The sequence below is a fragment of the Serratia sp. EWG9 genome (genome assembly GCF_019913725.1).
Taxonomy (GTDB): domain Bacteria; phylum Pseudomonadota; class Gammaproteobacteria; order Enterobacterales; family Enterobacteriaceae; genus Serratia; species Serratia ureilytica.
Genome location: NZ_JADNRO010000011.1, coordinates 50,949 through 72,030 on the forward strand (window position 1 = coordinate 50,949; position 21,082 = coordinate 72,030).

Consider the following 21,082-nt stretch of genomic DNA (forward strand, 5'->3'; position numbering starts at 1 on the left):
GCTATTATCGTTGCTTTACGCCTTTGGCGCCATGGTAAGGATAGGTTGCCGTTATGCCCGTGAATTTTGATCTCAACGATCTTTATGCGTTTCGCGCGCTGGTGGAGTACGGCAATTTTCGGCTGGCCGCAGAGTCCATCTGCCTGTCGCAGTCGGCATTGAGCCGCAGGATTGAGAAGCTGGAAAACGCGCTAGGCATCAAACTGTTCGATCGCACCACCCGGCGCGTGACCTTGACGCTGTACGGGCAGGCCTTCGCCGAACGTTCGGAGCAGCTGCTGATGAACGTCGAAGCGGTGATGGCTGATATCGATAAGGTCAGCCAGGAGCGGGTGGGGCTGGTCACCGTCGCCACGGTGCCGTCGGCGGCCTACTATTTCATGCCTGACGTGATACGCCGTTTCCGGCTTCGCTATCCGCGCGTGCGCGTTAAACTGATCGACGGCAGCGCAGGCAATGTCATCGAGGCGGTCACCGGCGGCCAGGCCGATTTCGGCATCTGCTTCGCCGGGCGGCTGCAGCCTAATCTTGAGTTTGTGCCGTTGGTGGGGGACGTCTACGTGGCCGCCTGCCGGCGCGACCATCCGCTCGCCGGTAAAAAGAGCCTCAGCTGGAGGGAGTTTTATCAGCAGGATTACGTGTCGCTGGATAAAACCTCCGGCAATCGCAATCTGCTCGATCAGCGCCTGGAACACATCGTGCCGGAACGCCCCAGCGTGTGTGAAACTCGCCATGTGACGACCATGCTGGGCATGGTTGAGGCGGGCATCGGCATTGCCGCCGTGCCCGCCATGTCGATGCCCGCTTCAGAGCACTCGGTGTTGACGTCGGTGCCGCTGGTCGAGCCGGTGGTGAAACGCACCGTAGGCCTCATCAGACGCGGCGGCCGCATGCAGTCTTTCGTCGCCGCCGAGCTGGAAAAGCTGATTACTGAACAGTATCACTCTGCCTGACTGGCTGCGGCGCCGGCACGGTTCGCATGCCGGTCGCGCGAATGGTCGGCTGCGCCTGAGAGGAGGCGAGGAAGTCCAGCAGCGCTTTGCCTTCGCGGCGGTGTTCCGCCCTGGCGGTCACCGCGCCCGCGAAGCGGGTGATGTACTGCACGTTTTCAGGCAGCTCGCCGATAAAGGTCACGCCCGCCACGGGCAGCAATTCGCTGACCTGCTGGAAGCCCAGCGCGTATTTCCCCTGCGCTACTTCAGAGGCCACCGGAATGCGCTCAACCTTATGCGCTTTCCCTTTCACCTGTTCCTCGATGCCCAGCTTTTTGAACAGTTGGCCGCTGACATAGCGGCCGCTGGCGCTGTCGGAATAGGCGAAAGAGTCCGCCTGCAGCAAGACATTGCGCAGGTCGGCATCCGTTTTTATCACCGGCTTGGGCGCACCCTGTTTGACCACCATACCGATCGGCGAATCGGCCAGCTCCACGCGCGAACCCGGCTGGGTCCAGCCCTCTTTTTCCAGTTGGGTGAGCGCGTCGCCCACCATGATCAGCACATCGGCTTGCTCTCCGCGCGCCAGCCGCGCGGGGATCGCCTGCGGCGTTTTGCCCATCGAGGGGCCGGACACCAGAATGATTTTGTCGCCGCTTTGGGCTTCATATTCCGGGGCCAGTTTCTCCAGCGCGGCTTTGAAGCCGCCGGAGATCATGACGGTCACGTCTTTGGCCAGCGCCGCCGTACTGCAGGAGGCGCACACCAGCGCGGCGAGGATCGAACGAGTGAGTTTTTGCATGGCATCATTCCTTTTGAGATGGCGGCTTAGCGCGCGGTTTGCAGCGGCATGGCGATGCGGCGATACATATACAGCGTCGCCAGCAGGGCGCACAGCGCGGCGAAGCTCATCCAGTAGCCCGGTGAAGCCTTGTCGCCGGTGTATTCGATCAACGCGGTGGAGACTACCGGCGTAAAGCCGCCGAACACCGCCGTCGCCAGGCTGTAGGCCAGCGAGAACCCGGCCACCCGCACTTCCGTTGGCATGATCTCCGTCAAGGCCGGGATCATGGCGCCGTTGTAGAGGCCGTAAATGAAGGACAGCCACAGCAGCACGGCCAGCATCATGCTGAAGCTGGGCGCGGCGGCGAGCAGGCTCAGCGCCGGGTAGGCGGTGGCCAACGTCAGCAACGTCATGGCGACCAGCACCGGTTTGCGGCCGAAACGGTCCGACAGCGCGCCGCCGATGGGCAGCCAGATGAAGTTGGAGATCGCCACCAGCAGGGTGACCAGCAAGCTGTCGGAAGCGCTGAGCAGCAGCACCTTTTTGCCGAAGGTCGGCGCATAGACGGTGATCAGGTAAAACGCGGTGGTGGTCATGGCGACCATCAGCATGCCGGCGATCACCACCGGCCAGTTTTTCAGCAGGGTTTTAAACACGTCGCGCATCGCCAGGTGGTGACGGCGAGCGGTAAATTCCTGCGTCTCTTCCAGCTTGCGGCGCAGGAAGAAGATAAAGGGAACGATCAGGCAGCCGAACAGGAAAGGCAGGCGCCAGCCCCATTCGCGAATGGCGCTTTCTTCCAGCGCCGCATTGAGCGCGAAGCCCATGGCCGCCGCCACCATGATAGCCACCTGCTGGCTGCCGGACTGCCAGCTGGTGTAGAAGCCTTTACGGCCCGGCATGGCGATTTCAGCCAGATAGACGGACACGCCGCCCAGCTCCGCGCCCGCCGAGAAGCCTTGCAACAGACGCCCGCACAGCACCAGCAGCGGCGCCCAAAGCCCGATGCTTTGGTAAGAGGGGATCAGCACGATCAGGAAGGTGCCCGCGGCCATGATCGACAGGGTCACGATCAACCCTTTGCGGCGGCCGACTTTATCGATGTAAGCGCCCAGCACGATGGCGCCGATCGGGCGCATCAGAAAACCTGCGCCGAATACCGCGAAGGTCATCATCAGCGAGGCGAACTCGCTGCTGGCCGGGAAAAAGGTGTGTGCGATGTAGGTAGCGTAAAAGCCGAACAGGAAAAAATCGAACTGCTCTAAAAAGTTGCCGGAGGTGACGCGCAGTATCGCGCCGGTTCTGGCCCGGGTGGTCATGGGTGAGGTAGAGGAATGCATCTTTATCTCCAGTTTGTTATTGGCGCTTGACGCCGCGCCTGTTGCTGAAGACTCGCTCAGGAAAATAAAGTAAATAAGCGCAATAAACTCATGGCGCGATGCGTTTGACGCATTAATCGGCATTAACAATGTTGCCTAACCCGATGTAACGTGGCGTTAACAAGTTTGTCGCTCATCGCCCGCTGCGCAGAACGCCGAAAACGTTATGCGCTTTTTGTGACAGGGTTCATAAAGGGGCGGCGGGGAAGCGCCCCGTGCCTCTGAACGATTGTTCGATACCGTACGTAAAAAGGTGAATGCCTCGCACTGCGTTTGCAAAATACGTGGATGCACGTTCAGCCTTGCAGTCACCACGCATGCCTTTGCATGCTATCCCAGCGCCTCTCTGCTATAGCTTTACATCTATATAGTTACTGATCTATATTTTAGGGAGGTCCCGTGTGGGAAATTAAAACAACGGATGTATTTGATCATTGGTTCAGATCACTTAGCGATGCCGATCGGGCCGGCGTACTTGCCGCATTGATGGTCCTGCGGGAAAAGGGGCCGGGGCTGCCCAGACCCTATGCCGATACGGTTAAAGGCTCACGTTACAGCAATATGAAAGAGTTGCGCATTCAGTGCCGAGGCGAACCGTTGCGGGCATTCTTCGCTTTCGATCCGTACCGTATTGGCATTGTGCTTTGCGCGGGCAATAAAGCCGGTAATGAAAAGCGTTTTTACGATCGGATGATCCAGGTTGCCGATCGGGAATTCACGAACTGGCTGAACACATTAAACGAGAAGGAGTGACGCGATGGGCAGAACGTTGGAACAGCTTATTGCGGATGAAAAGCCCGAGGTCGTGGCCAAAGCGCAGGCGCTGGCGGCGGACATCATGCTGAACATTCACCTTGCCGAGCTGCGTGAAAAAGTACAGAAAACGCAGGTTGAAATGGCGCAGGCGCTGGGGATCAGGCAGCCGACCGTTGCCGTGATGGAAAAACCGGGCCGCGATCTGAAACTGTCTTCGCTTAAACGCTATGTTGAGGCGGCCGGCGGCAAACTGCGCCTGGACATTGAACTGCCGGACGGCTCTCACTACGAGTTTGTGCTGTAAGCGCTAACGGCAGAAAGGCACAAAGCCCGCTCAGATTCCCCGGTGCGGGCTTTGTGCTTTGACACAAGCAGGCGGCCGTGAAAGCAACGAGGCTCAAGACGGGCAGGCTGTCTGAGCGCTTTCGTTTGGGCCGGATAGCGTTAAACAAGCCACCCGCACTCCCTTCGCGGTGTCTTGCTTGCCCGTAACTGTCTCCTTGCTCCTTAGCTGAAACGATACAAATTATGTTGATAAGCAGCTCGTTTTGTGTGCAAAAAATCAACGTCTTTCATTAAAACTGCGATGAAATTCGTATTTTTATCGCGCTATTTCTTCAAATACTCACCCGGTGAAGCTCATCACATTTCTTTAACCTGCTTAACAGTAGATTTTCCTTGCTTAGAAAAAAATCGATTCAGCTAAAGGGGAAGGGAAATGAAAAAGGCATGGGTTATGGCGGTGTTTTCGGCCCTGATTTCAGGGCAGGCGGCGGCGCAGAGTTGGGTGCTGACCAGCGCTGAAGATGGCGTGGAGAAAGGAAACTGGAAGATTTCGAGTGAGGCGCTGAAGGTGAAGGATAAAACGTTCAGCATTGAGCAGAAAGTGTTGCACGGCGGCAAGCAAGAAGGCAGCAAAGTCGTCATTATCCGCAGCGAGGATGGCCTGACCATCACGCTGAGCCCCACCCGCGGCATGAACCTCCTGCGGGCAGAAGGCTTTGGCGCGAAAATGGGATGGGATTCTCCGGTCAAAGAGGTGGTCAACCCCGCCTTTATCAACCTGGAAAGCCGCAATGGGCTCGGCTGGCTGGAAGGTTTCAATGAGATGATGGTGCGTTGTGGCTATGAGTGGACCGGGCATCCGGTGACCGACGCAGGGCAAATTTACACGTTGCACGGCAAAGCGGGCAATACGCCGGCCTCGCGGGTTGAGGTTGAGGTAGCGGATACGGCGCCGTATGAAATTCGTATTCGCGGCCTGATCAAAGAGAGCACATTCAAAAAAGCCGATCTGCAAACCCTGACCGAATTGCGCTATGTGCCCGGCAGCAACAGTTTCAGCCTGCATGATGTGTTAACCAATCGGGCGGATTATCCCCATGACTACCAGATTATTTATCACAGCAATTTCGCGCGCCGATTCTGGAAAATGGTGCCCGCTTCCTGGCGCCGATCGCCAGCATCAGCCCGTTTAACGACTATGCCAAAGCCGGGCTGAAGACCTGGGGAACCTATGCCGGGCCAACCAAAGGGTTCGATGAAATGGTCTTTAACATTAAGCCATTATCGGATCCGAATCATCAAACGCTGGCGGCGCTGGTCAATAACGCGGGCGACAAAGGGGTGGCAATTCAGTTCGATACCCGCCAGCTGCCCGTCCTGACGCTGTGGAAGAATACCGATACGTTAAAACAGGGGTATGTGACGGGGATTGAGCCGGGCACCAGCTATGCCTACCCGGTCACTATTGAGCGCGAACAAAAACGCGTTAAGCAGCTGCAGCCTGGCGCCAGTGCGCAGTTTGATCTGACCTATACCTTGCTGCACAGCAAAGCGCAGGTGGCGGATCTGGAGAAGAAGATTGCGGATATTCAGGGCAAGGTAAAAATTGAAGAGAATGACGCGCCGATAGCCAAGGAGTAACGCTGCCTGTCCATGCATTCAGCGTTAAAGCAAAAAGCCCGCTTAAGTTTCCTTAAGCGGGCTTCTCTAAATATGGCTCCTCTGACTGGACTCGAACCAGTGACATACGGATTAACAGTCCGCCGTTCTACCGACTGAACTACAGAGGAATCGTTGGAACGGGGCGAATAATAGCGGGGCATCCGGGGTTTGTCAAAGCGCTAAACTGCAAAAAAAGCGCGTTTGCTGAGGGAATGAGCACCTTGCGCTGTTTTTCGGCATTTTCCATCGCTATGCGTTGATTTTTGCATCCCCAATCGTTTTGACGCCGCTTGCACACGCCTTTGCACGGCGATGGTGCAGGGCCGTTCTCCCACCCATACTTCCACTCGCGCTAACCGTATTGGCCAGATCCTGGTTAACGCCGCCACACGCCGCGCCGCAACTGATATGTAGGATGAATAAGCAAACAATATGTATTCGTCGTCACAATGGCTGGATTTTTGCTTACCCATTTTTGGGGAATGCGACTGCGCTCTCAAGAAAATTATTTTCCCCGTCTACACATAAAGTGACTGATCCGCGCCCCAGGGCGTTTCGCTACAACAGTGCTGAGGAAGATAACAATGTCATCGAAATTGATAAAAAGTCCGCTCGCTGCTTTGCTCATCGGTTGTCTAGGTACGGCTTTTTCCGCGCAGGCCGATATCGTCATCGGCGTTGCCGGGCCGTTCTCCGGGCCGAACGCCACCTATGGCGATCAGTATTGGCGCGGGGCTTCGCAGGCGGCGGCGGACATCAACGCCGCCGGCGGGATCAAAGGGGAAAAAATCAAACTGGTGCAGGGGGATGACGCCTGCGAACCGAAACAGGCGGTCGCGGTCGCCAACCGGCTGGTGGATCAGGACAAGGTGTCGGCGGTGGTCGGCCACTTCTGTTCCTCATCCACCATGCCCGCCTCCGAGGTGTATGACGAGGCCGGCATCATCGCCATTACTCCCGGTTCCACCAACCCGCAGATCACCGAGCGCGGCATGAAGACCATGTTCCGCATGTGCGGGCGCGACGATCAGCAGGGCGTCATCGCCACCAACTACATGCTGGATACCCTGAAGGCCAAACGCATCGCGGTGATCCACGATAAAGACACCTACGGCCAGGGGCTGGCGGACGCCGCCAAGGCGGCGATGAACAAGCGCGGGGTTAAAGAGGTGCTGTATGAGGGGCTGTCGCGCGGCGAGAAAGACTTCAACGCCCTGGTGACCAAGATCGCTTCGGTCAAGCCGGACGTGGTCTACTTCGGCGGCTGCCATCCCGAAGCCGGGCCGCTGGTGCGCCAGATGCGCGAGCAGGGCGTGACCGCCAAGTTCTTCTCCGGCGACTGCGTGGTGACCGAAGAGCTGGTGACCGCCGCCGGCGGGCCGCAGTACACCAACGGCGTGCTGATGACCTTCGGCAACGATCCGCGCCAGATCGCGGAAGGCAAGGCGGTGATCGCCAAGTTCCGCGCCAGCGGCTTTGAGCCGGAAGGGTACACACTTTACTCCTACGCTTCGATCCAGGCGATCGCCGCCGCCTTCAACGCCACCGGCGGCAAAGACAGCGCCAAGGCCGCCGAATGGCTGAAGTCGCACGATGTGGACACCGTGATGGGTAAAAAAGCCTGGGATCAGAAGGGCGATCTGAAGGTCTCGGATTACGTGGTCTATCAATGGGATGACAAGGGCAAATATCACCAACTGTAAACGGCCGAACATTGAGGGTGTGACCCTATGACCGACGGGCCGCCGCCTTGGCGCGCCCGTTCCGCGACTACCTTTGGGCCGCGTCGGACTGCGTTGGCGGCCTTACCAGGCGAGACTGCTCATTATGGATGTATTCTTTCTGCAACAGCTGATCAACGGCCTGACCCTCGGCGCGGTGTATGGCCTGATCGCCATCGGCTACACCATGGTTTACGGCATCATCGGCATGATCAACTTCGCCCACGGCGAGGTGTACATGATCTCCGCCTACCTGTGCGCCATCGGTCTGGCGCTGCTGTCGTTCTTCGGGCTGCAATCGTTCCCATTGCTGATCCTCGGCACGCTGGTATTCACCATCGTCATCACCGGGGTGTACGGCTGGGTGATCGAGCGTATCGCCTACAGGCCGCTGCGCAACTCTACCCGCCTGGCGCCGCTGATCTCCGCCATCGGCATGTCGTTAATCCTGCAAAACTATGCGCAGATCAGCCAAGGGCCGCGTCAGCAGGGCATCCCGACGCTGCTGAGCGGCGTGTTCCGCCTGGAATTCGACGGCGGCGTGGTACAGATCACCTACACCAAGGTGTTCATTCTGGTGGCGTCGCTGCTCGGAATGGCGATCCTCACCTACATCATTCAGCGCACCCGGCTGGGGCGCATCTGCCGCGCCACCCAGCAGGATCGCAAAATGGCCTCGATTCTCGGCATCAATACCGATCGGGTGATCTCGCTGGTGTTCGTGATTGGCGCCGCCATGGCCGGGCTGGCCGGGGTGCTGATCACCATGAACTACGGTACCTTCGATTTTTACGTCGGCTTTATCATCGGCATCAAGGCCTTCACCGCCGCGGTGTTGGGCGGCATCGGCTCGCTGCCGGGCGCGATGCTGGGCGGGCTGCTGCTCGGCGTGGCGGAGGCGCAGTTCGCCGGCATGGTGAATTCGGATTACAAGGACGTGTTCTCCTTCGGGTTGCTGGTGGCGATCCTGATCTTCCGCCCGCAGGGCCTGCTCGGCCGGCCGCTGGTCGCCAAGGTTTAAGGAGAACGCCATGTCGCAATCCGTAATCAACGGCGGGCTGAACGTCAAACGCAGCCTGCTGGATGCCGTTTTGGCCGGGCTGATCGCCCTGATCGTGTTCGGGCCGATCGTCGGCATCGTGCTGAACGGCTACAGCTTTAACTTCGAGCCGCACCGGCTGGTGTGGATCATCGTCGCGGTGATGGCCGGGCGGCTGCTGCTGAGCCTGTTCCTGCAAACCGTGCCGGGCCGCAAGGTGCTGGCGCGCTTCGACGGCGGCAACGACGGCGTGTACGTACGTCCGCTGGGCTATAAATCCAATCTGCGCTGGTTCCTGCCGCTGATGGCGGCGATCGCGCTGCTGTTTCCGTTCGTCGCCACCAAATACCTGCTGACGGTGGCGATCCTCGGCCTGATCTACGTGCTGCTCGGCCTGGGGCTGAACATTGTGGTCGGGTTGGCGGGGCTGCTCGATCTGGGGTACGTGGCGTTTTACGCCATCGGCGCCTACGGGCTGGCGTTGGGCTACCAGTATCTCGGGCTCGGTTTTTGGGCGATGCTGCCGCTCGGGGCGCTGATGGCGGCGTTGGCGGGCGCGCTGCTGGGCTTTCCGGTGCTGCGTATGCACGGCGACTATCTCGCCATCGTCACGCTCGGGTTCGGCGAGATCATCCGGCTGGTGCTGAACAACTGGATGTCGCTCACCGGCGGGCCGAACGGCATTTCGGTGCCGGCGCCGACGGTGTTCGGCCTGGAGTTCGGCCGGCGCGCTAAAGACGGTGGGGTGCCGATCCACGAGTTTCTCGGCATCGATTACAATCCCAATCTCAAGTTCATCTTCATCTACGCGATGCTGTTTTTGGTGGTGCTGCTGGTGCTGTACATCAAGCACCGGCTGACGCGCATGCCGATCGGCCGCGCCTGGGAGGCGCTGCGCGAGGACGAGATCGCCTGCCGCTCCCTCGGGCTGAACCACGTGCTGGTGAAGCTGTCGGCGTTTATGTTGGGCGCCTCCACCGCCGGGCTGGCGGGGGTGTTTTTCGCCACTTATCAGGGGTTCGTCAACCCGACTTCGTTCACCTTCTTCGAGTCGGCCCTGATCCTGGCGATCGTGGTGTTGGGCGGCATGGGCTCCACCCTCGGCGTGGTGTTGGCGGCCTTTGTGCTGACGGTGGCGCCGGAGCTGCTGCGCAGCTTCGCCGAATACCGGGTGCTGCTGTTTGGCGTGCTGATGGTGGCGATGATGATCTGGCGGCCGCGCGGGCTGGTGCGCATCAGCCGCGTCAGCTTTGCGGAACGCAAGGGGGTGGCGCCATGAGCGACGCCATTTTGCGGGTGGAACACCTGATGATGCGCTTTGGCGGCATCAAGGCGCTGAACGACGTCAATCTGGAGGTGGAGCGCGGTTCCATCACCGCCCTGATCGGCCCCAACGGCGCCGGCAAGACCACGGTGTTCAACTGCCTGACCGGTTTCTATCGCGCCACCGGCGGCGCGATCCTGCTCAATACCCACAAGCGGCCGACCGACGTGATCCAGGTGCTGGGGCAGAAGTTCCGCGCCGGCGACTGGATACGCCCGAAGCGGCTCGGTTCGCGCCTCTATTACAAGATGTTCGGCGGCACTCACCTGGTCAACCGCGCCGGGCTGGCGCGCACCTTCCAGAATATCCGCCTGTTCCGCGAAATGTCGGTGGTGGAGAACCTGCTGGTGGCGCAGCACATGCAGAGCAACCGCAATCTGATCGCCGGGGTGCTGAATACGCCGGGCTACCGCCGGGCGGAAAGCGCCGCGCTCGATCACGCCTTCTACTGGCTGGAGGTGGTGGATCTGGCGGACTGCGCCAACCGGCTGGCGGGGGAGATGTCCTACGGCCAGCAGCGGCGGCTGGAGATCGCGCGCGCCATGTGCACCGCGCCGGAGATGATCTGCCTCGACGAACCGGCCGCCGGGCTGAACCCGGTGGAGACGGCCGCGCTGAGTCGCATCATCCGCTTCCTGCGCCAGCATCACGGCATCACGGTGCTGCTGATCGAGCATGACATGGGCATGGTAATGGAGATCTCCGATCGGGTGATCGTGCTCGATCACGGCGATGTGATCGCCCGCGGCACGCCGCAAGAGATCCAGCACAACGAGGCGGTGATCGCCGCCTACCTGGGCGCGGACGAAGAGGAGCTGGCGGGATGAGCGAAGCGATGTTGGAATTTCGCGAGGTCGATGTGTTTTACGGGCCGATCCAGGCGCTGCGCCAGGTGTCGCTGCAGGTGAACGCCGGGGAGACGGTGGCGCTGATCGGCGCCAACGGCGCGGGCAAGTCCACGCTGTTGATGTCGATCTTCGGCCAGCCGCGCATCGCCGGCGGGCAGATCCTGTTTGGCGGCGAGGACATCAGCCGCCGCTCCACGCACTTTGTTGCCAGCAGCGGCATCGCGCAGGCGCCGGAGGGGCGGCGCATCTTTCCGGACATGAGCGTGGAGGAGAACCTGTTGATGGGCACCATCACCGTCGGCAATCGCTACCTGGAGGAGGATTTGCCGCGCATGTTCGAGCTGTTTCCGCGCCTCAAGGAGCGGCGCAACCAGCGGGCGATGACCATGTCCGGCGGCGAGCAGCAGATGCTGGCGATCGCCCGCGCGCTGATGAGCCGGCCGAAGCTGCTGCTGTTGGACGAGCCGAGCCTGGGGCTGGCGCCGATCGTGGTGCGGCAGATCTTCGGGGTGCTGCGCGAGCTGACCCGCAGCGGCATGACGCTGTTTCTGGTGGAGCAGAACGCCAACCATGCGCTGAAACTGTCCGATCGCGGCTATGTGATGGTCAACGGCCAGATCCGCCTCACCGGCAGCGGGGAAGAACTGTTGAACGATCCGCAGGTGAGAAAGGCGTATCTGGGCGGCGGCTGACAGCCGCCTGCGGGCAGGGAAGCCCGCGTTCATTTTTCGGCGTCGCGCTCTTGGCTATCGTAGTGCGAGCGGGCCGCTCTGAAGGCGTCGGCGGAGGCGATAATCCACGACCAGAGCGGCAGCATGTTGAGCAGCATCTCTTCCCCGGCCTCGGTGATGGTGTAAACCACGCGGGGCAGTTTTTCCTGATAATCGCAGCGCGATATCAACCCATCCCGCTCGAGATGGCGCAGCGTCCGCGTCAGCATTCTCTGCGTCACGCCCGCTAATTGGCGGCCTAGTTCGCCGTGGCGCAGCGGCCCGTGGGTGCCCAGGATATGCAATACCCCCAGCGACCAACGGTTGCCCGCATGTGCGAGGATCTCGCGCTTCAGCCCTTCATCGTCGTTGCTCAATGCTTCACAGAACGCCTGCGAAAATTGCAGCAGCGCTTCCCGATCGCTCGTCATATTCCTCTCCGGTATCACGCGTGTACCTAATTGAACCCGTTTTTGTCAGCTGTCAGGATGACGCAGTGTCAAGACAGGAGGCAAGCATGAAATCCACCAATCCATCCATCAATACCGTGCTCATACTCGGCGCCGGTGAACTGGGGCTGCCGGTATTGCGTGCGATGAGCCGGCAGGCTCGGCTATATCCATCTTTAAAAATCAGCGTGCTGCTCCGGCCGGAGGCCGCCCGCGCCGTCAACGGCCCGCTCCGGGCGCGGCGGGATGCGCTGGCGCGGCTCGGGATCGCCGTGGTGGAAGGCGATCTGCAGCAAAACGGCGTGGAGGCGCTGAGTGCGCTATTCCGTTCCTTCGACGCGGTGATCAACTGCAGCGGCTTTGTCGGCGGGCCGGGCACGCAGATAAAGATCACCCAGGCCGTCTTGCAAGCCGGCGTGGCGCGCTACTTCCCGTGGCAGTTCGGCGTGGACTACGATGTCGTCGGTAAAGGCAGCGGGCAGCCGGTGTGGGATGAACAGCTCGAGGTGCGTCACCTGCTGCGCGCGCAGAGCGCAACGGAGTGGGTGATTGTTTCCACGGGCATTTTCACCAGCTACCTGTTTGACTCGGGTTTTGGCGTGGTGGATGCGGAACGCAAAACCGTGCGCGCGCTGGGCGATTGGCAGTATGCGGTGACGCTGACCACTCCCGAGGACATTGGCCGGCTGACGGCCGCGATTTTTTTCCATCGGCCCGCGTTTCGCAACCAGGTGGTCTATATCGCCGGGGACACGCTGACCTACCGTGAGCTTGCCGATCTTATGCAGGCGCACTGGGGCGTGGAGGTCAACAGAGTCCTGTTGGACAAAGAGAGGCTGCAGGCGGAGGTGCGGAATCATCCGCATGACGTCGGCGCGAAATACCGGTTGGCTTTCGCCCGACCCGACGGCGTGGCCTGGGATAAGGCGAACACCTTCAATGCGCGCCAGGGCATGGCCGCCACCACCGCCGGCCAGTGGCTGGCTTCTCAGGGCGGTTAATCGCCTGTGCGCCGCAGTCAGAACTGGCGCTGCATCCAGCGCACGTTCAGCCGCACCAGCGCGATGATGGCGCTAGAGAGCAGCCGCAGCCCGCCGGGCATGTCGCGACGGCGAATGTCCAGCAGCAGCACGGTGCGCACCTGCGGGCTGTCGTTCCATACCTCGTGCTCGAAGGTATCGTCCCACAGCATGAACTCCCCCTCGTGCAGCCGATATTCGCGGCCGTCCACCTTCAGCACCGCCGCCGGCGCGCCGTCGGCGCGTTTGGGCATGTCCAGCACCAGATAGCCGCGCAGAATGCCGCGGAACGGGCCGCGATGGGGCGGCACCTGTTTGCCGGGCGCCAGGAAGGAGAGCGACGCGGACAGCACGTCCGGCGAGGAGGCGATCAGCGCCGCCAGCGTCGGACAGCGTGCCAGGTTGCGGGGGATGGGCTGGCCATAGGCCTTCATGATGAACATGCGCCAGTCGCGCGCGTCGTTGGCGGAGATGGACGCCTGCTGGCTCATGATCTCGTGGAAGCGCGGGATATTGTGCAGATCGTGGGCGACCGTCAGCGCCTCTTCGCGGATCTGCCGCCATTGGGCGGTGAAGCGTTCGGCGTCGGGGAAGAGGGCCGCGCTGTCGAGCACCGGCTGGCCCTGGATGCGGCGATCGTAAACATTGCGCAGGGCAAGTACGGACCAATCATAAATCGCGGACATCATAATGACCTCGCCTCAGGAAACGCCAAAGGGACACTGCGCGGGTCTTCGGCGCGGCGCGTGGGCGGCCGGGGAAGAGCGGCAGGAAAAATTGGTACGCTTCAATAGATTAGCACAGCATTTTGGCAACCGTGCGTCGGTGAGCGTGTCGATGGGCGGTGAAAAAAACCACACAATTAAAATGTGACGCGTATCGCATTTAGCGGGCCGGTTGGTTAAAATATCGCGACTTGCCCGCACCTGTCCGGATTTTTTTTACCATGGAACACGCTCCCGTTTCCCGCTCAACCGCCTGGTTGCGCGTGGTCATCCTCGCCGTCTCGGCCTTTATATTCAACACCACCGAGTTTATTCCGGTCGGTCTGCTGAGCGATATCGCCGCCAGCTTTTCGATGCAAACCGAACAGGTCGGCTTGATCATTACCATTTACGCCTGGATCGTCGCCGCCGCCTCGCTGGCGTGCATGCTGCTGACCAGCAAGATCGAGCGCCGCAAACTGTTGATCGGCGTGTTCATGCTGTTTATCGCCAGCCACATATTGACCGCCGTGGCCTGGAACTTTACCACGCTGGTTATCTCGCGCGCCGGCGTGGCGCTGGCGCACTCGGTGTTCTGGTCGATCACCGCCTCGCTGGCGATCCGCGTGGCGCCGCCGGGCAAGAAAGCCCAGGCGCTGAGCCTGCTGGCGGGCGGCACCGCGCTGGCGATGGTGCTCGGGTTGCCGCTCGGGCGGGTGGTCGGGCAGTTGCTCGGCTGGCGCATGACCTTTATCGGCATCGCGGTGTGCGCCACCCTGGCGCTGGCGCTGCTGTGGCGCCTGTTGCCGGTGCTGAAAAGCGAGCATTCCGGCTCGCTGGCCAGCGTGCCGCTGCTGTTCAAGCGCCCGGCGCTGGTGGCGCTTTACATGCTGACCATCATTGTGGTGACGGCGCACTTCACCGCCTACAGCTACATCGAGCCGTTTATCCAGACCGTGGCCGGGCTGTCGGAGAACTTCACCACGCTGATGCTGCTGCTGTTCGGCGCCGCCGGCATCGTCGGCAGCCTGCTGTTCAGCCGCTACAGCGAGCGTTTTCCTTCCGGCTTCTTTATCGGCGCCATTACGCTGCTGGCCCTGAGCCTGCTGCTGCTGTTGCCGGCCGCCGGCAGCGAAAGCCATCTGACGGTGCTGTGCATCTTCTGGGGCATGGCGATCATGGCGATCGGCCTGTCGATGCAGGCCAGGGTCTTGAGCCTGGCGCCGGACGCCACCGACGTGGCGATGGCGATCTTCTCCGGCCTGTACAACTTCGGCATCGGCAGCGGCGCGCTGCTGGGCAACCAGGTGAGCCTGCATCTGGGCATGGGCAACATCGGCTTCGTCGCCGCGCCGCTGGCGCTGATCGCCCTCGGCTGGTGCTTGCTGAGCGCCTACCGCAGCGAACGGCTGCAGCACCACCACAGCCGTTAAGCGGCCGCGTTTCCCTGTCTTCCTGAGCCGGCGGCGACGCCGGCTTCTTCAGCAAAAAAACTCGCGATCATGCGAAAATTATTCCGTTATCACTGCCTTTGCGCCTGCCGTACTGTTAACCCGTCCAAAATCCAATTCGATACCGAGCGGGGAACACGTCATGAGCACTCTTACCGCGCCCGATGGCGCACGCATTTTCTATAAGGATTGGGGCCGCGGCCAGCCGATCCTGTTCTCGCACGGTTGGCCGCTGTCCGCCGATGCCTGGGACAACCAGATGCTGTTTTTCGGCCAGAGCGGGTTCCGCGTGATCGCCCACGATCGCCGCGGCCACGGCCGTTCTGATCAAACCTGGCACGGCAACGACATCAACCAATACGCCGACGATCTGGCCCTGCTGATCGAAACGCTGGATCTGCGCGATCTGATCCTGGTCGGCCATTCCACCGGCGGCGGCGAAGTGGCGCGCTACATCGGCCGTCACGGCAGCGATCGGGTGGCGAAAGTGGTGCTGGTCGGCGCCGTGCCGCCGCTGATGCTGCAGACGCCGGTCAACCCAGAGGGCACGCCGATGGCGGCGTTCGACGGCATTCGCAGCGGCGTGGCGGGCAACCGCTCGCAGTTCTTCAAAGAGCTGGCGGTGCCGTTCTACGGCTTCCACTGCGACGAGGTGGAGAGCAACGCGGGGCTGATCGACAGCTTCTGGCTGATGGGCATGCAGGGCGGCGTGAAAGGGCAGTACGACTGCGTGCGCGCGTTCTCCGAAGTGGATTACACCGCCGATCTGCTGGCGATCGACAAGCCGACGCTGCTGGTGCACGGCGACGCCGATCAGATCGTGCCGATCGGCGCCTCGGCGCTGAAAGCCGCTAAGCTTATGCAACAGGCGGAGCTGAATGTTTACGCCGGCGGCTCTCACGGTTTGGCGCAGGCCGATCCCGATCGCTTCAACGCCGATCTGCTGGCCTTCATCCAGAATTCGCCGTTTTAAGGGGGCGCGATGAACCTGACTGTTATCGCCGCCCGCTGCGCGCAGCGGCTGCACGCGCCTGCGGTGCGCTGGGTGCTGCTGCTCGCGATCTGCGCCGCCTATATTCAGGGCGGGCTGGTCAAGGCGCTGAACGTTGAGGGCGCCATCGCCGAGATGGCCCACTTCGGCCTGCAGCCGGCGGCGCTGTTCGCCGTGCTGGTGACGCTGCTGGAACTGGCGGCGTCGGCGCTGATCCTGAGCGGTTTTTATCGCTGGCTCGGCGCGTTGGCGCTGGCCGGTTTTACCCTGATGGCGACGCTGATGGCCAATCCGTTCTGGCAGTTCGACGGGGCGGAGCGCGGCCAGATGATGAACGGATTTTTTGAACACCTCGGGCTGGCCGGCGCGCTGTTGCTGGTGGCATTTAACGATTTGAAGGAGCGAACGGATGGCTGAACAGACGGAAAACAAGGCGGCGGCGGGCGGCTTCGCGCCGCTGAAAATTCCATTATTTGCGGTGCTGTGGGGCGCCACGGTGCTCGGCAACGTCGGCAGCTTTATGCGCGACGTCGCCAGCTCGTGGCTGATCACCGACCTGTCGAGCAACCCTTCGGCGGTGGCGTTGATGCAAACCGCCGCCACGCTGCCGGTGTTCCTGCTGGCCATCCCGGCCGGGGTGCTGTCGGACATTCTCGATCGGCGACGCTTTCTGATCTTCGTGCAAATTCTGCTGGCCTGCGTCAGCGGCAGCCTGTTGCTGCTGTCGCAGACCGGCGCGCTGACGGTGGAATACCTGCTGGCGCTGACCTTCGTCGGCGGTATCGGCGCGGCGCTGATGGGGCCGACCTGGCAGGCGATCGTGCCGGAGCTGGTGCCGCGCGCCGAGCTGAAAAACGCCGTGGCGCTGAACTCGCTGGGCATCAACATCGCCCGCTCCATCGGCCCGGCGGCCGGCGGTTTGCTGCTGGCCAGCTTCGGTGCCGGCGCGGCCTACGGCGCGGACGTGATGAGCTATGTGCTGGTGATCGCGGCGCTGCTGTGGTGGAAGCGGCCGAAGGTTGAGGACAGCGGGCTGTCTGAACACTTCTTCGGCGCCTTCCGCGCCGGGCTGCGCTATGCCCGTTCCAGCCGCGAGCTGCATGTGGTGCTGCTGCGGGCTGCGGTGTTCTTCGCCTTCTCCAGCTCGGTCTGGGCGCTGCTGCCGCTGGTGGCGCGCCGCATGCTGGGCGGCAGCGCCGGTTTTTACGGCGTCTTGCTGGGGGCGGTGGGCGCCGGGGCGATCCTTGGGGCGATCGTGCTGCCGCGCCTGCGCCAGCGGCTGAACGCCGACGGGCTGGTGTTGCTGGCGGCGGTGCTGACGGCGGCGGTAATGGCGGCCCTGTCGCTGGCGCCGCCGCAGTGGCTGGCGGTGGTGCTGCTGTTGGTGCTGGGCGCCGGCTGGATCATTGCGCTGACCACGCTCAACGGCGCGGCGCAGGGCGTGCTGCCTAACTGGGTGCGCGGCCGCGGCCTGGCCATCTATCTGATGGTGTTCAACGGCGCGATGGCGGCGGGCAGCCTGTTGTGGGGGCTGGTGGCGCAGGAGCTGGGCGTGGCCGCCACGCTGCTGGTCGGCGGCGTCGGCCTGTTGGCGGCGGGGCTGCTGTTCCACCGCCTGCGTCTGCCGACCGGCGAGGCCGATCTGCAGCCGTCGAACCATTGGCCGGAGCCGTTGGTTAACACGCCGGTCGAGAACGATCGCGGCCCGGTGATGATTCAGGTGGAGTACCGCATTCGCGAGCAGGATCGGCCGCAGTTCTTGCGCACGCTGCTGATGCTGGAGCGGGCGCGTCGCCGCGATGGCGCTTACGCCTGGGGCATCACCGAGCACACCGGCGATCCGGAATGCATCATGGAGTGGTTCCTGGTGGAATCCTGGGCGGAGCATCTGCGGCAGCACCAGCGGGTATCGCACGCCGACGCCGATCTGCAGCAGGAGGCGCTGCGCTTCCATATCGGCCCTGAGAAACCGGTGGTGCATCACTTCCTGTCGCTCGACCGGCGTCAGGTGAAGCATTAACTGCACGGCCAGGCGGTGAGAAGGTGCTATGCTTTTGGTCGGTTCGGCGGCGCGGCCGCCGTAAGACGAATGTAGTCAGCACAGGGAGACATATTGATGACGGCACCTTCTGCTTTTGCCCGCGAGCTTGGGCTGCGCTATCCGATCGTTCAGGGGCCGATGAACGGCGCGTCGCCGCCGGCGCTGGCGGTGGCGGTGAGCAACGCCGGGGCGCTGGGATCGTGCGCGGCGGCGCTGTTTTCCCCGGCGGTGATCCTCGAGCGCGTGCAGCAGATCCGCGCGCAGACCGCCGCGCCGTTCAACATCAATCTGTTTCTGCTCGATGAGCAGCACCCGGATCTCGCCGAGCTCAAGCGCGCCCAGCACCTGCTGCGGCCGTTCCGCGAAGCGCTGGGGCTGAGTGAGCCGCCCATGCCGGCCCAATTCGCCGAAAACAACCGCGACCAGATCGCGGCCCTGCTGGAGGCTGCACCGCCGGTGGTCAGCTTCACCTTCGGCGTGCTGCCGCGCGCGACGGTCACGCAGTTCAAGAAGGCCGGCTCGCGAGTGATCGGCACCGCCACCACGGTGGCGGAAGCCCGCGCCTGGGAAGAGGCGGGCGCCGACTTCGTCTGCGTCTCGGGCGCGGAGGCGGGGGGGCATCGCCCGACCTTCCTTGGCGACATCGAGCAATCCTGCGTCGGCCTGATGGCCCTGTTGCCGCAGGTGGCGGCGGCGGTGAAGATCCCGGCGATCGCCGCAGGCGGCATCATGAACGGGCGCGGCATCGCGGCGGCGCAATTGCTGGGCGCGCAGGCGGCGCAGCTGGGCACCGCGTTTCTGTGCAGCCCGGAGTCGGGCATCGCCGAAGCCTGGCGAGCGGCGCTGCGCAACGCCGGCGATGACAGCACGCGCCTGACGCGCGCCTTCAGCGGCCGCCCGGCGCGCGGCATCGTTAATGATTTCATGCGGCAGATGCGCGCGGAAGAGGCGCAGATCCTGCCTTATCCGGTGCAGAACGCGCTCACCGGCGATATTCGCCAGGCGGCGGCCAAGGCCGGACGCGCGGAGTTTATGTCGCTGTGGGCCGGGCAGGGCGTAGGCCTGGCGCGGCCGATGCCGGCGGCGGAGCTGGTCGCCACCCTGGCGGCGGAGCTGGAAGCGGTGTGACCTCGTCGGCGCGATTTATTGCTGTGGCAATGTAAAAAGACGCCGGGGTGAGGCCTGAGAGAGATAAACAGTCCGGCGTGAAGGCCGGACTGCGGGTTTGCCTTGGCTAGACGAGAATATCGGCGGAAGCGTCGACATGCCCAACGATTTTGACAAGGAAATCAGGCAATTGATTGCCGGAGAGATTGATGGCCAGATCGGTGACATTCTGCTGCGCGTCATAATTCAGCGCCGCTTCATACAACGAGCCGCTTAAACTATCCACGAAGTGCAACTCGCCCCCCTCGGCCTTAGCCGTCTGGTTGAGCCACGACAGGTCGATTTTATCCACCGCCGTCTGGAAATCGCGGATCCAATCCGGCGCGGCGGCTTGGCTGTCGCCGGCTTCGCGGAAGACGAAGGTGTCCGCGCCTGCATTGCCCCAGAGCTGATCGGCGCCGCCGGCACCGTAAATGATGTCGTTGCCTGCACCGCCTTTTAACGTATTGTTCAGCGCGTTGCCCACAAGAATGTCGGCGCCGCTGCCGCCGATGATATTTTCAATCTGCGCGCCGTAGGCGATGGCGATATTCGCCTTCAAGCCGCCGACATCAGAGAATGCGCCTTCGTTAATGTTGATGCGCTGATCCTGGCTGTAGCCTGAAAAATCCAGCGTGTCATTGCCGCCGGCATCCCAGATAGCCGCCACGATTTTGTCCGTGGACGCCTTAACGCTCAAAAAGTCTCTGTCCGTATTCGAGTTGAAACCATAGGTGGTATCGCCGGTGCGCGTGGTGGTATTCGCGCCGTAAAGCTTCTGTATGGCGGTAATATCATCCAGCTGCGGCCCCGATGGCCAAACGCCTTTATAGTCAGCGCTGGTGTATTGTTCGTTAAAATAGCTCATCAAAGAATATTGATGGTCGTCTTCATAATACTTCGCCGAGTTGGCGTAGGTGGGGTAGGTGGCATTTGACGCATCATAATTGCCGGGATGAGAAAGCCCCAACGCATGCCCTATTTCATGGGTGAGTGTATCCCTGGCGTAATTATTGGTTTGCGGATTGGAGGCGTCGTAGCCGTTATTGCCGCTGATCCAAATGGTGCTTTTGAGATTGCTCTGCGTACTTTCATACGAGGTGTAATTGCCCCCGCTGGCCGCCTTATAAAAACCAAACTTGATATCTGCATTTTTCGCGTCGTTGCCTTTAACCTCGGTGAACGTGATGTTGGCCACATCCGACCAGGATTGCAATGAAAGCTTGGTTTGGGCTTGCTGGGCGGCGGTAAGCTGCGCGGCGCCCGTCTTGTCGCTGCCCGTATAGACGGGGAAAGAGTAGGTCAAGGTAGCCGCATGGTCGGTCACGCCTTTGCCATTGGCGGAATAATGGCTCCTCAGCAGCAGATCTGAAACCTCTTGCGTGGTATATGACGGTTTACTGCTCCCCGCGTGATCGCCTCTTTCATAACGGGTTAAATAATCGGAAATCTTATCGGTCGCTAATGACATATCAAACTCCTTTGGACGTTGACAATATTGCACCTAACGCTCTATATGCTCGTACACAGGTTTGAAAATCAGGGGTAATTAAAGTGATATCATTGGCTTGCCTCCTTGGTCTGGCTTGAATATTGCGTTCAAGCGGAATATATCCTTATCATTAATCACGGTGAGGAATTAATTGTGCACTGTGATTGAGTTAAAGCAGTATAAACACAATTATTTTATTAATGAGTTATTCTTATATGAATCTTTTACATAAGATATGAGTAAAAGACGTGTTTAAATAACTCGTTGGAATTAAATCTTTATTTAATATTTCTCTGTAATCGGCGCGCGGCGTTTGCGTCGCTGATTTATCTTTCTGCTTTTCCAGCTT

19 protein-coding genes, 1 tRNA gene and 1 pseudogene are annotated in these 21,082 nt (G+C 61.3%); 15 read left to right on the plus strand and 6 right to left on the minus strand.

Annotated elements, in window-relative coordinates; genetic code table 11:
* Positions 1 to 53: 53 nt before the first annotated feature.
* Positions 54 to 953 (plus strand): LysR family transcriptional regulator, encoded by a 900-nt coding sequence (locus tag ITX55_RS20505; RefSeq protein WP_223085338.1) that lies wholly within the window; start codon positions 54 to 56, stop codon positions 951 to 953.
* On the opposite strand, the gene ITX55_RS20510 is transcribed toward ITX55_RS20505, so the two are convergent.
* Positions 928 to 1,734 (minus strand): substrate-binding domain-containing protein, encoded by an 807-nt coding sequence (locus ITX55_RS20510; protein ID WP_223085339.1) that lies wholly within the window; start codon positions 1,732 to 1,734, stop codon positions 928 to 930. The genes ITX55_RS20505 and ITX55_RS20510 overlap by 26 nt on opposite strands.
* A 26-nt stretch (positions 1,735 to 1,760) precedes the next feature.
* Complete coding sequence (locus ITX55_RS20515; protein ID WP_223085340.1) at positions 1,761 to 3,056, minus strand: MFS transporter; 1,296 nt, start codon at positions 3,054 to 3,056, stop codon at positions 1,761 to 1,763.
* Positions 3,057 to 3,494: 438 nt separating this feature from the next.
* Between ITX55_RS20515 and ITX55_RS20520 the strand changes: the two genes are divergently transcribed.
* The 3 genes and pseudogenes from ITX55_RS20520 (at position 3,495) to ITX55_RS20530 (ending at position 5,777) form a co-directional block, all read left to right on the plus strand.
* The gene (locus ITX55_RS20520) at positions 3,495 to 3,848 is read left to right on the plus strand and encodes a type II toxin-antitoxin system RelE/ParE family toxin (protein ID WP_223085341.1); all 354 of its coding nucleotides are present in this window, start codon (positions 3,495 to 3,497) and stop codon (positions 3,846 to 3,848) included.
* Positions 3,849 to 3,852: 4 nt separating this feature from the next.
* Positions 3,853 to 4,155 (plus strand): XRE family transcriptional regulator, encoded by a 303-nt coding sequence (locus tag ITX55_RS20525; RefSeq protein ID WP_016927038.1) that lies wholly within the window; start codon positions 3,853 to 3,855, stop codon positions 4,153 to 4,155.
* Positions 4,156 to 4,569: 414 nt separating this feature from the next.
* A pseudogene (locus ITX55_RS20530) lies at positions 4,570 to 5,777 on the plus strand (aldose 1-epimerase family protein).
* Positions 5,778 to 5,850: 73 nt separating this feature from the next.
* On the opposite strand, the gene ITX55_RS20535 reads toward ITX55_RS20530, so the two are convergent.
* A tRNA-Asn gene (locus tag ITX55_RS20535) sits at positions 5,851 to 5,926 on the minus strand.
* Between the two features lie 456 nt (positions 5,927 to 6,382).
* Here ITX55_RS20535 and ITX55_RS20540 point away from each other — a divergent pair.
* The 5 genes from ITX55_RS20540 (at position 6,383) to ITX55_RS20560 (ending at position 11,422) form a co-directional block, all read left to right on the plus strand.
* Positions 6,383 to 7,501, plus strand: a complete 1,119-nt coding sequence (locus ITX55_RS20540; RefSeq protein ID WP_016927040.1) for a branched-chain amino acid ABC transporter substrate-binding protein — start codon at positions 6,383 to 6,385, stop codon at positions 7,499 to 7,501.
* Positions 7,502 to 7,625: 124 nt separating this feature from the next.
* Entirely contained in the window at positions 7,626 to 8,540 is a 915-nt protein-coding gene (locus ITX55_RS20545; RefSeq protein WP_033643752.1) for a branched-chain amino acid ABC transporter permease, read from the plus strand.
* A 10-nt stretch (positions 8,541 to 8,550) separates the two neighbouring features.
* Entirely contained in the window at positions 8,551 to 9,837 is a 1,287-nt protein-coding gene (gene livM, locus ITX55_RS20550) for a high-affinity branched-chain amino acid ABC transporter permease LivM (RefSeq protein ID WP_197755858.1), read from the plus strand.
* The gene (locus ITX55_RS20555; protein WP_033643750.1) at positions 9,834 to 10,709 is read left to right on the plus strand and encodes an ABC transporter ATP-binding protein; all 876 of its coding nucleotides are present in this window, start codon (positions 9,834 to 9,836) and stop codon (positions 10,707 to 10,709) included. The genes livM and ITX55_RS20555 overlap by 4 nt, the downstream gene beginning before the upstream one ends.
* On the plus strand, positions 10,706 to 11,422 hold the full coding sequence (locus ITX55_RS20560; protein WP_197755859.1) for an ABC transporter ATP-binding protein: 717 nt from the start codon (positions 10,706 to 10,708) through the stop codon (positions 11,420 to 11,422). Before ITX55_RS20555 ends, ITX55_RS20560 begins: the two co-directional genes overlap by 4 nt.
* A 29-nt stretch (positions 11,423 to 11,451) precedes the next feature.
* Here the strand turns inward: ITX55_RS20560 and ITX55_RS20565 are convergent, their stop codons facing one another.
* Entirely contained in the window at positions 11,452 to 11,871 is a 420-nt protein-coding gene (locus tag ITX55_RS20565; RefSeq protein WP_197755860.1) for a helix-turn-helix domain-containing protein, read from the minus strand.
* 86 nt (positions 11,872 to 11,957) lie between these two features.
* Here ITX55_RS20565 and ITX55_RS20570 point away from each other — a divergent pair, with 86 nt between their 5' ends.
* Complete coding sequence (locus ITX55_RS20570; protein WP_197755861.1) at positions 11,958 to 12,890, plus strand: aromatic alcohol reductase; 933 nt, start codon at positions 11,958 to 11,960, stop codon at positions 12,888 to 12,890.
* A gap of 17 nt (positions 12,891 to 12,907) precedes the next feature.
* Here ITX55_RS20570 and ITX55_RS20575 read toward each other — a convergent pair whose 3' ends face one another.
* Complete coding sequence (locus ITX55_RS20575) at positions 12,908 to 13,594, minus strand: aspartyl/asparaginyl beta-hydroxylase domain-containing protein (RefSeq protein ID WP_028127723.1); 687 nt, start codon at positions 13,592 to 13,594, stop codon at positions 12,908 to 12,910.
* 260 nt (positions 13,595 to 13,854) lie between these two features.
* Here ITX55_RS20575 and ITX55_RS20580 point away from each other — a divergent pair, with 260 nt between their 5' ends.
* The 5 genes from ITX55_RS20580 (at position 13,855) to ITX55_RS20600 (ending at position 19,223) form a co-directional block, all read left to right on the plus strand.
* Positions 13,855 to 15,045 carry a sugar transporter gene (locus ITX55_RS20580; RefSeq protein ID WP_213587880.1) on the plus strand — a complete coding sequence of 397 codons (1,191 nt, stop codon included), beginning with the start codon at positions 13,855 to 13,857 and terminating at the stop codon, positions 15,043 to 15,045.
* A 160-nt stretch (positions 15,046 to 15,205) separates the two neighbouring features.
* Positions 15,206 to 16,036: an alpha/beta fold hydrolase gene (locus tag ITX55_RS20585; RefSeq protein ID WP_033643745.1), complete on the plus strand. Its 831-nt coding sequence runs from the start codon at positions 15,206 to 15,208 to the stop codon at positions 16,034 to 16,036.
* Positions 16,037 to 16,045: 9 nt separating this feature from the next.
* Positions 16,046 to 16,471: a DoxX family protein gene (locus ITX55_RS20590; RefSeq protein ID WP_164106614.1), complete on the plus strand. Its 426-nt coding sequence runs from the start codon at positions 16,046 to 16,048 to the stop codon at positions 16,469 to 16,471.
* A complete protein-coding gene (locus tag ITX55_RS20595; RefSeq protein WP_033643743.1) occupies positions 16,464 to 18,074 on the plus strand; it encodes an MFS transporter in 1,611 nt (536 codons plus the stop codon). The genes ITX55_RS20590 and ITX55_RS20595 overlap by 8 nt, the downstream gene beginning before the upstream one ends.
* 96 nt (positions 18,075 to 18,170) lie before the next feature.
* Positions 18,171 to 19,223: a nitronate monooxygenase family protein gene (locus ITX55_RS20600; protein ID WP_197755863.1), complete on the plus strand. Its 1,053-nt coding sequence runs from the start codon at positions 18,171 to 18,173 to the stop codon at positions 19,221 to 19,223.
* 106 nt (positions 19,224 to 19,329) lie between these two features.
* Here ITX55_RS20600 and ITX55_RS20605 read toward each other — a convergent pair whose 3' ends face one another.
* Positions 19,330 to 20,712: a serralysin family metalloprotease gene (locus ITX55_RS20605; protein ID WP_197755864.1), complete on the minus strand. Its 1,383-nt coding sequence runs from the start codon at positions 20,710 to 20,712 to the stop codon at positions 19,330 to 19,332.
* Positions 20,713 to 21,082 lie beyond the last annotated feature (370 nt).

What these genes read in the sequence shown, in the direction of transcription:
- ITX55_RS20545 (WP_033643752.1), top strand. Translation starts at nt 7,626, where the DNA reads ATGGATGTATTCTTTCTGCAACAGCTGATCAACGGCCTGACCCTCGGC.
- ITX55_RS20555 (WP_033643750.1), top strand. Translation starts at nt 9,834, where the DNA reads ATGAGCGACGCCATTTTGCGGGTGGAACACCTGATGATGCGCTTTGGC.
- ITX55_RS20595 (WP_033643743.1), top strand. Translation starts at nt 16,464, where the DNA reads ATGGCTGAACAGACGGAAAACAAGGCGGCGGCGGGCGGCTTCGCGCCG.
- ITX55_RS20505 (WP_223085338.1), top strand. Translation starts at nt 54, where the DNA reads ATGCCCGTGAATTTTGATCTCAACGATCTTTATGCGTTTCGCGCGCTG.
- ITX55_RS20590 (WP_164106614.1), top strand. Translation starts at nt 16,046, where the DNA reads ATGAACCTGACTGTTATCGCCGCCCGCTGCGCGCAGCGGCTGCACGCG.
- ITX55_RS20575 (WP_028127723.1), bottom strand. Translation starts at nt 13,594, where the DNA reads ATGTCCGCGATTTATGATTGGTCCGTACTTGCCCTGCGCAATGTTTAC.
- ITX55_RS20540 (WP_016927040.1), top strand. Translation starts at nt 6,383, where the DNA reads ATGTCATCGAAATTGATAAAAAGTCCGCTCGCTGCTTTGCTCATCGGT.
- ITX55_RS20580 (WP_213587880.1), top strand. Translation starts at nt 13,855, where the DNA reads ATGGAACACGCTCCCGTTTCCCGCTCAACCGCCTGGTTGCGCGTGGTC.
- ITX55_RS20565 (WP_197755860.1), bottom strand. Translation starts at nt 11,871, where the DNA reads ATGACGAGCGATCGGGAAGCGCTGCTGCAATTTTCGCAGGCGTTCTGT.
- ITX55_RS20605 (WP_197755864.1), bottom strand. Translation starts at nt 20,712, where the DNA reads ATGTCATTAGCGACCGATAAGATTTCCGATTATTTAACCCGTTATGAA.
- ITX55_RS20510 (WP_223085339.1), bottom strand. Translation starts at nt 1,734, where the DNA reads ATGCAAAAACTCACTCGTTCGATCCTCGCCGCGCTGGTGTGCGCCTCC.
- livM (WP_197755858.1), top strand. Translation starts at nt 8,551, where the DNA reads ATGTCGCAATCCGTAATCAACGGCGGGCTGAACGTCAAACGCAGCCTG.
- ITX55_RS20585 (WP_033643745.1), top strand. Translation starts at nt 15,206, where the DNA reads ATGAGCACTCTTACCGCGCCCGATGGCGCACGCATTTTCTATAAGGAT.
- ITX55_RS20600 (WP_197755863.1), top strand. Translation starts at nt 18,171, where the DNA reads ATGACGGCACCTTCTGCTTTTGCCCGCGAGCTTGGGCTGCGCTATCCG.
- ITX55_RS20525 (WP_016927038.1), top strand. Translation starts at nt 3,853, where the DNA reads ATGGGCAGAACGTTGGAACAGCTTATTGCGGATGAAAAGCCCGAGGTC.
- ITX55_RS20560 (WP_197755859.1), top strand. Translation starts at nt 10,706, where the DNA reads ATGAGCGAAGCGATGTTGGAATTTCGCGAGGTCGATGTGTTTTACGGG.
- ITX55_RS20515 (WP_223085340.1), bottom strand. Translation starts at nt 3,056, where the DNA reads ATGCATTCCTCTACCTCACCCATGACCACCCGGGCCAGAACCGGCGCG.
- ITX55_RS20570 (WP_197755861.1), top strand. Translation starts at nt 11,958, where the DNA reads ATGAAATCCACCAATCCATCCATCAATACCGTGCTCATACTCGGCGCC.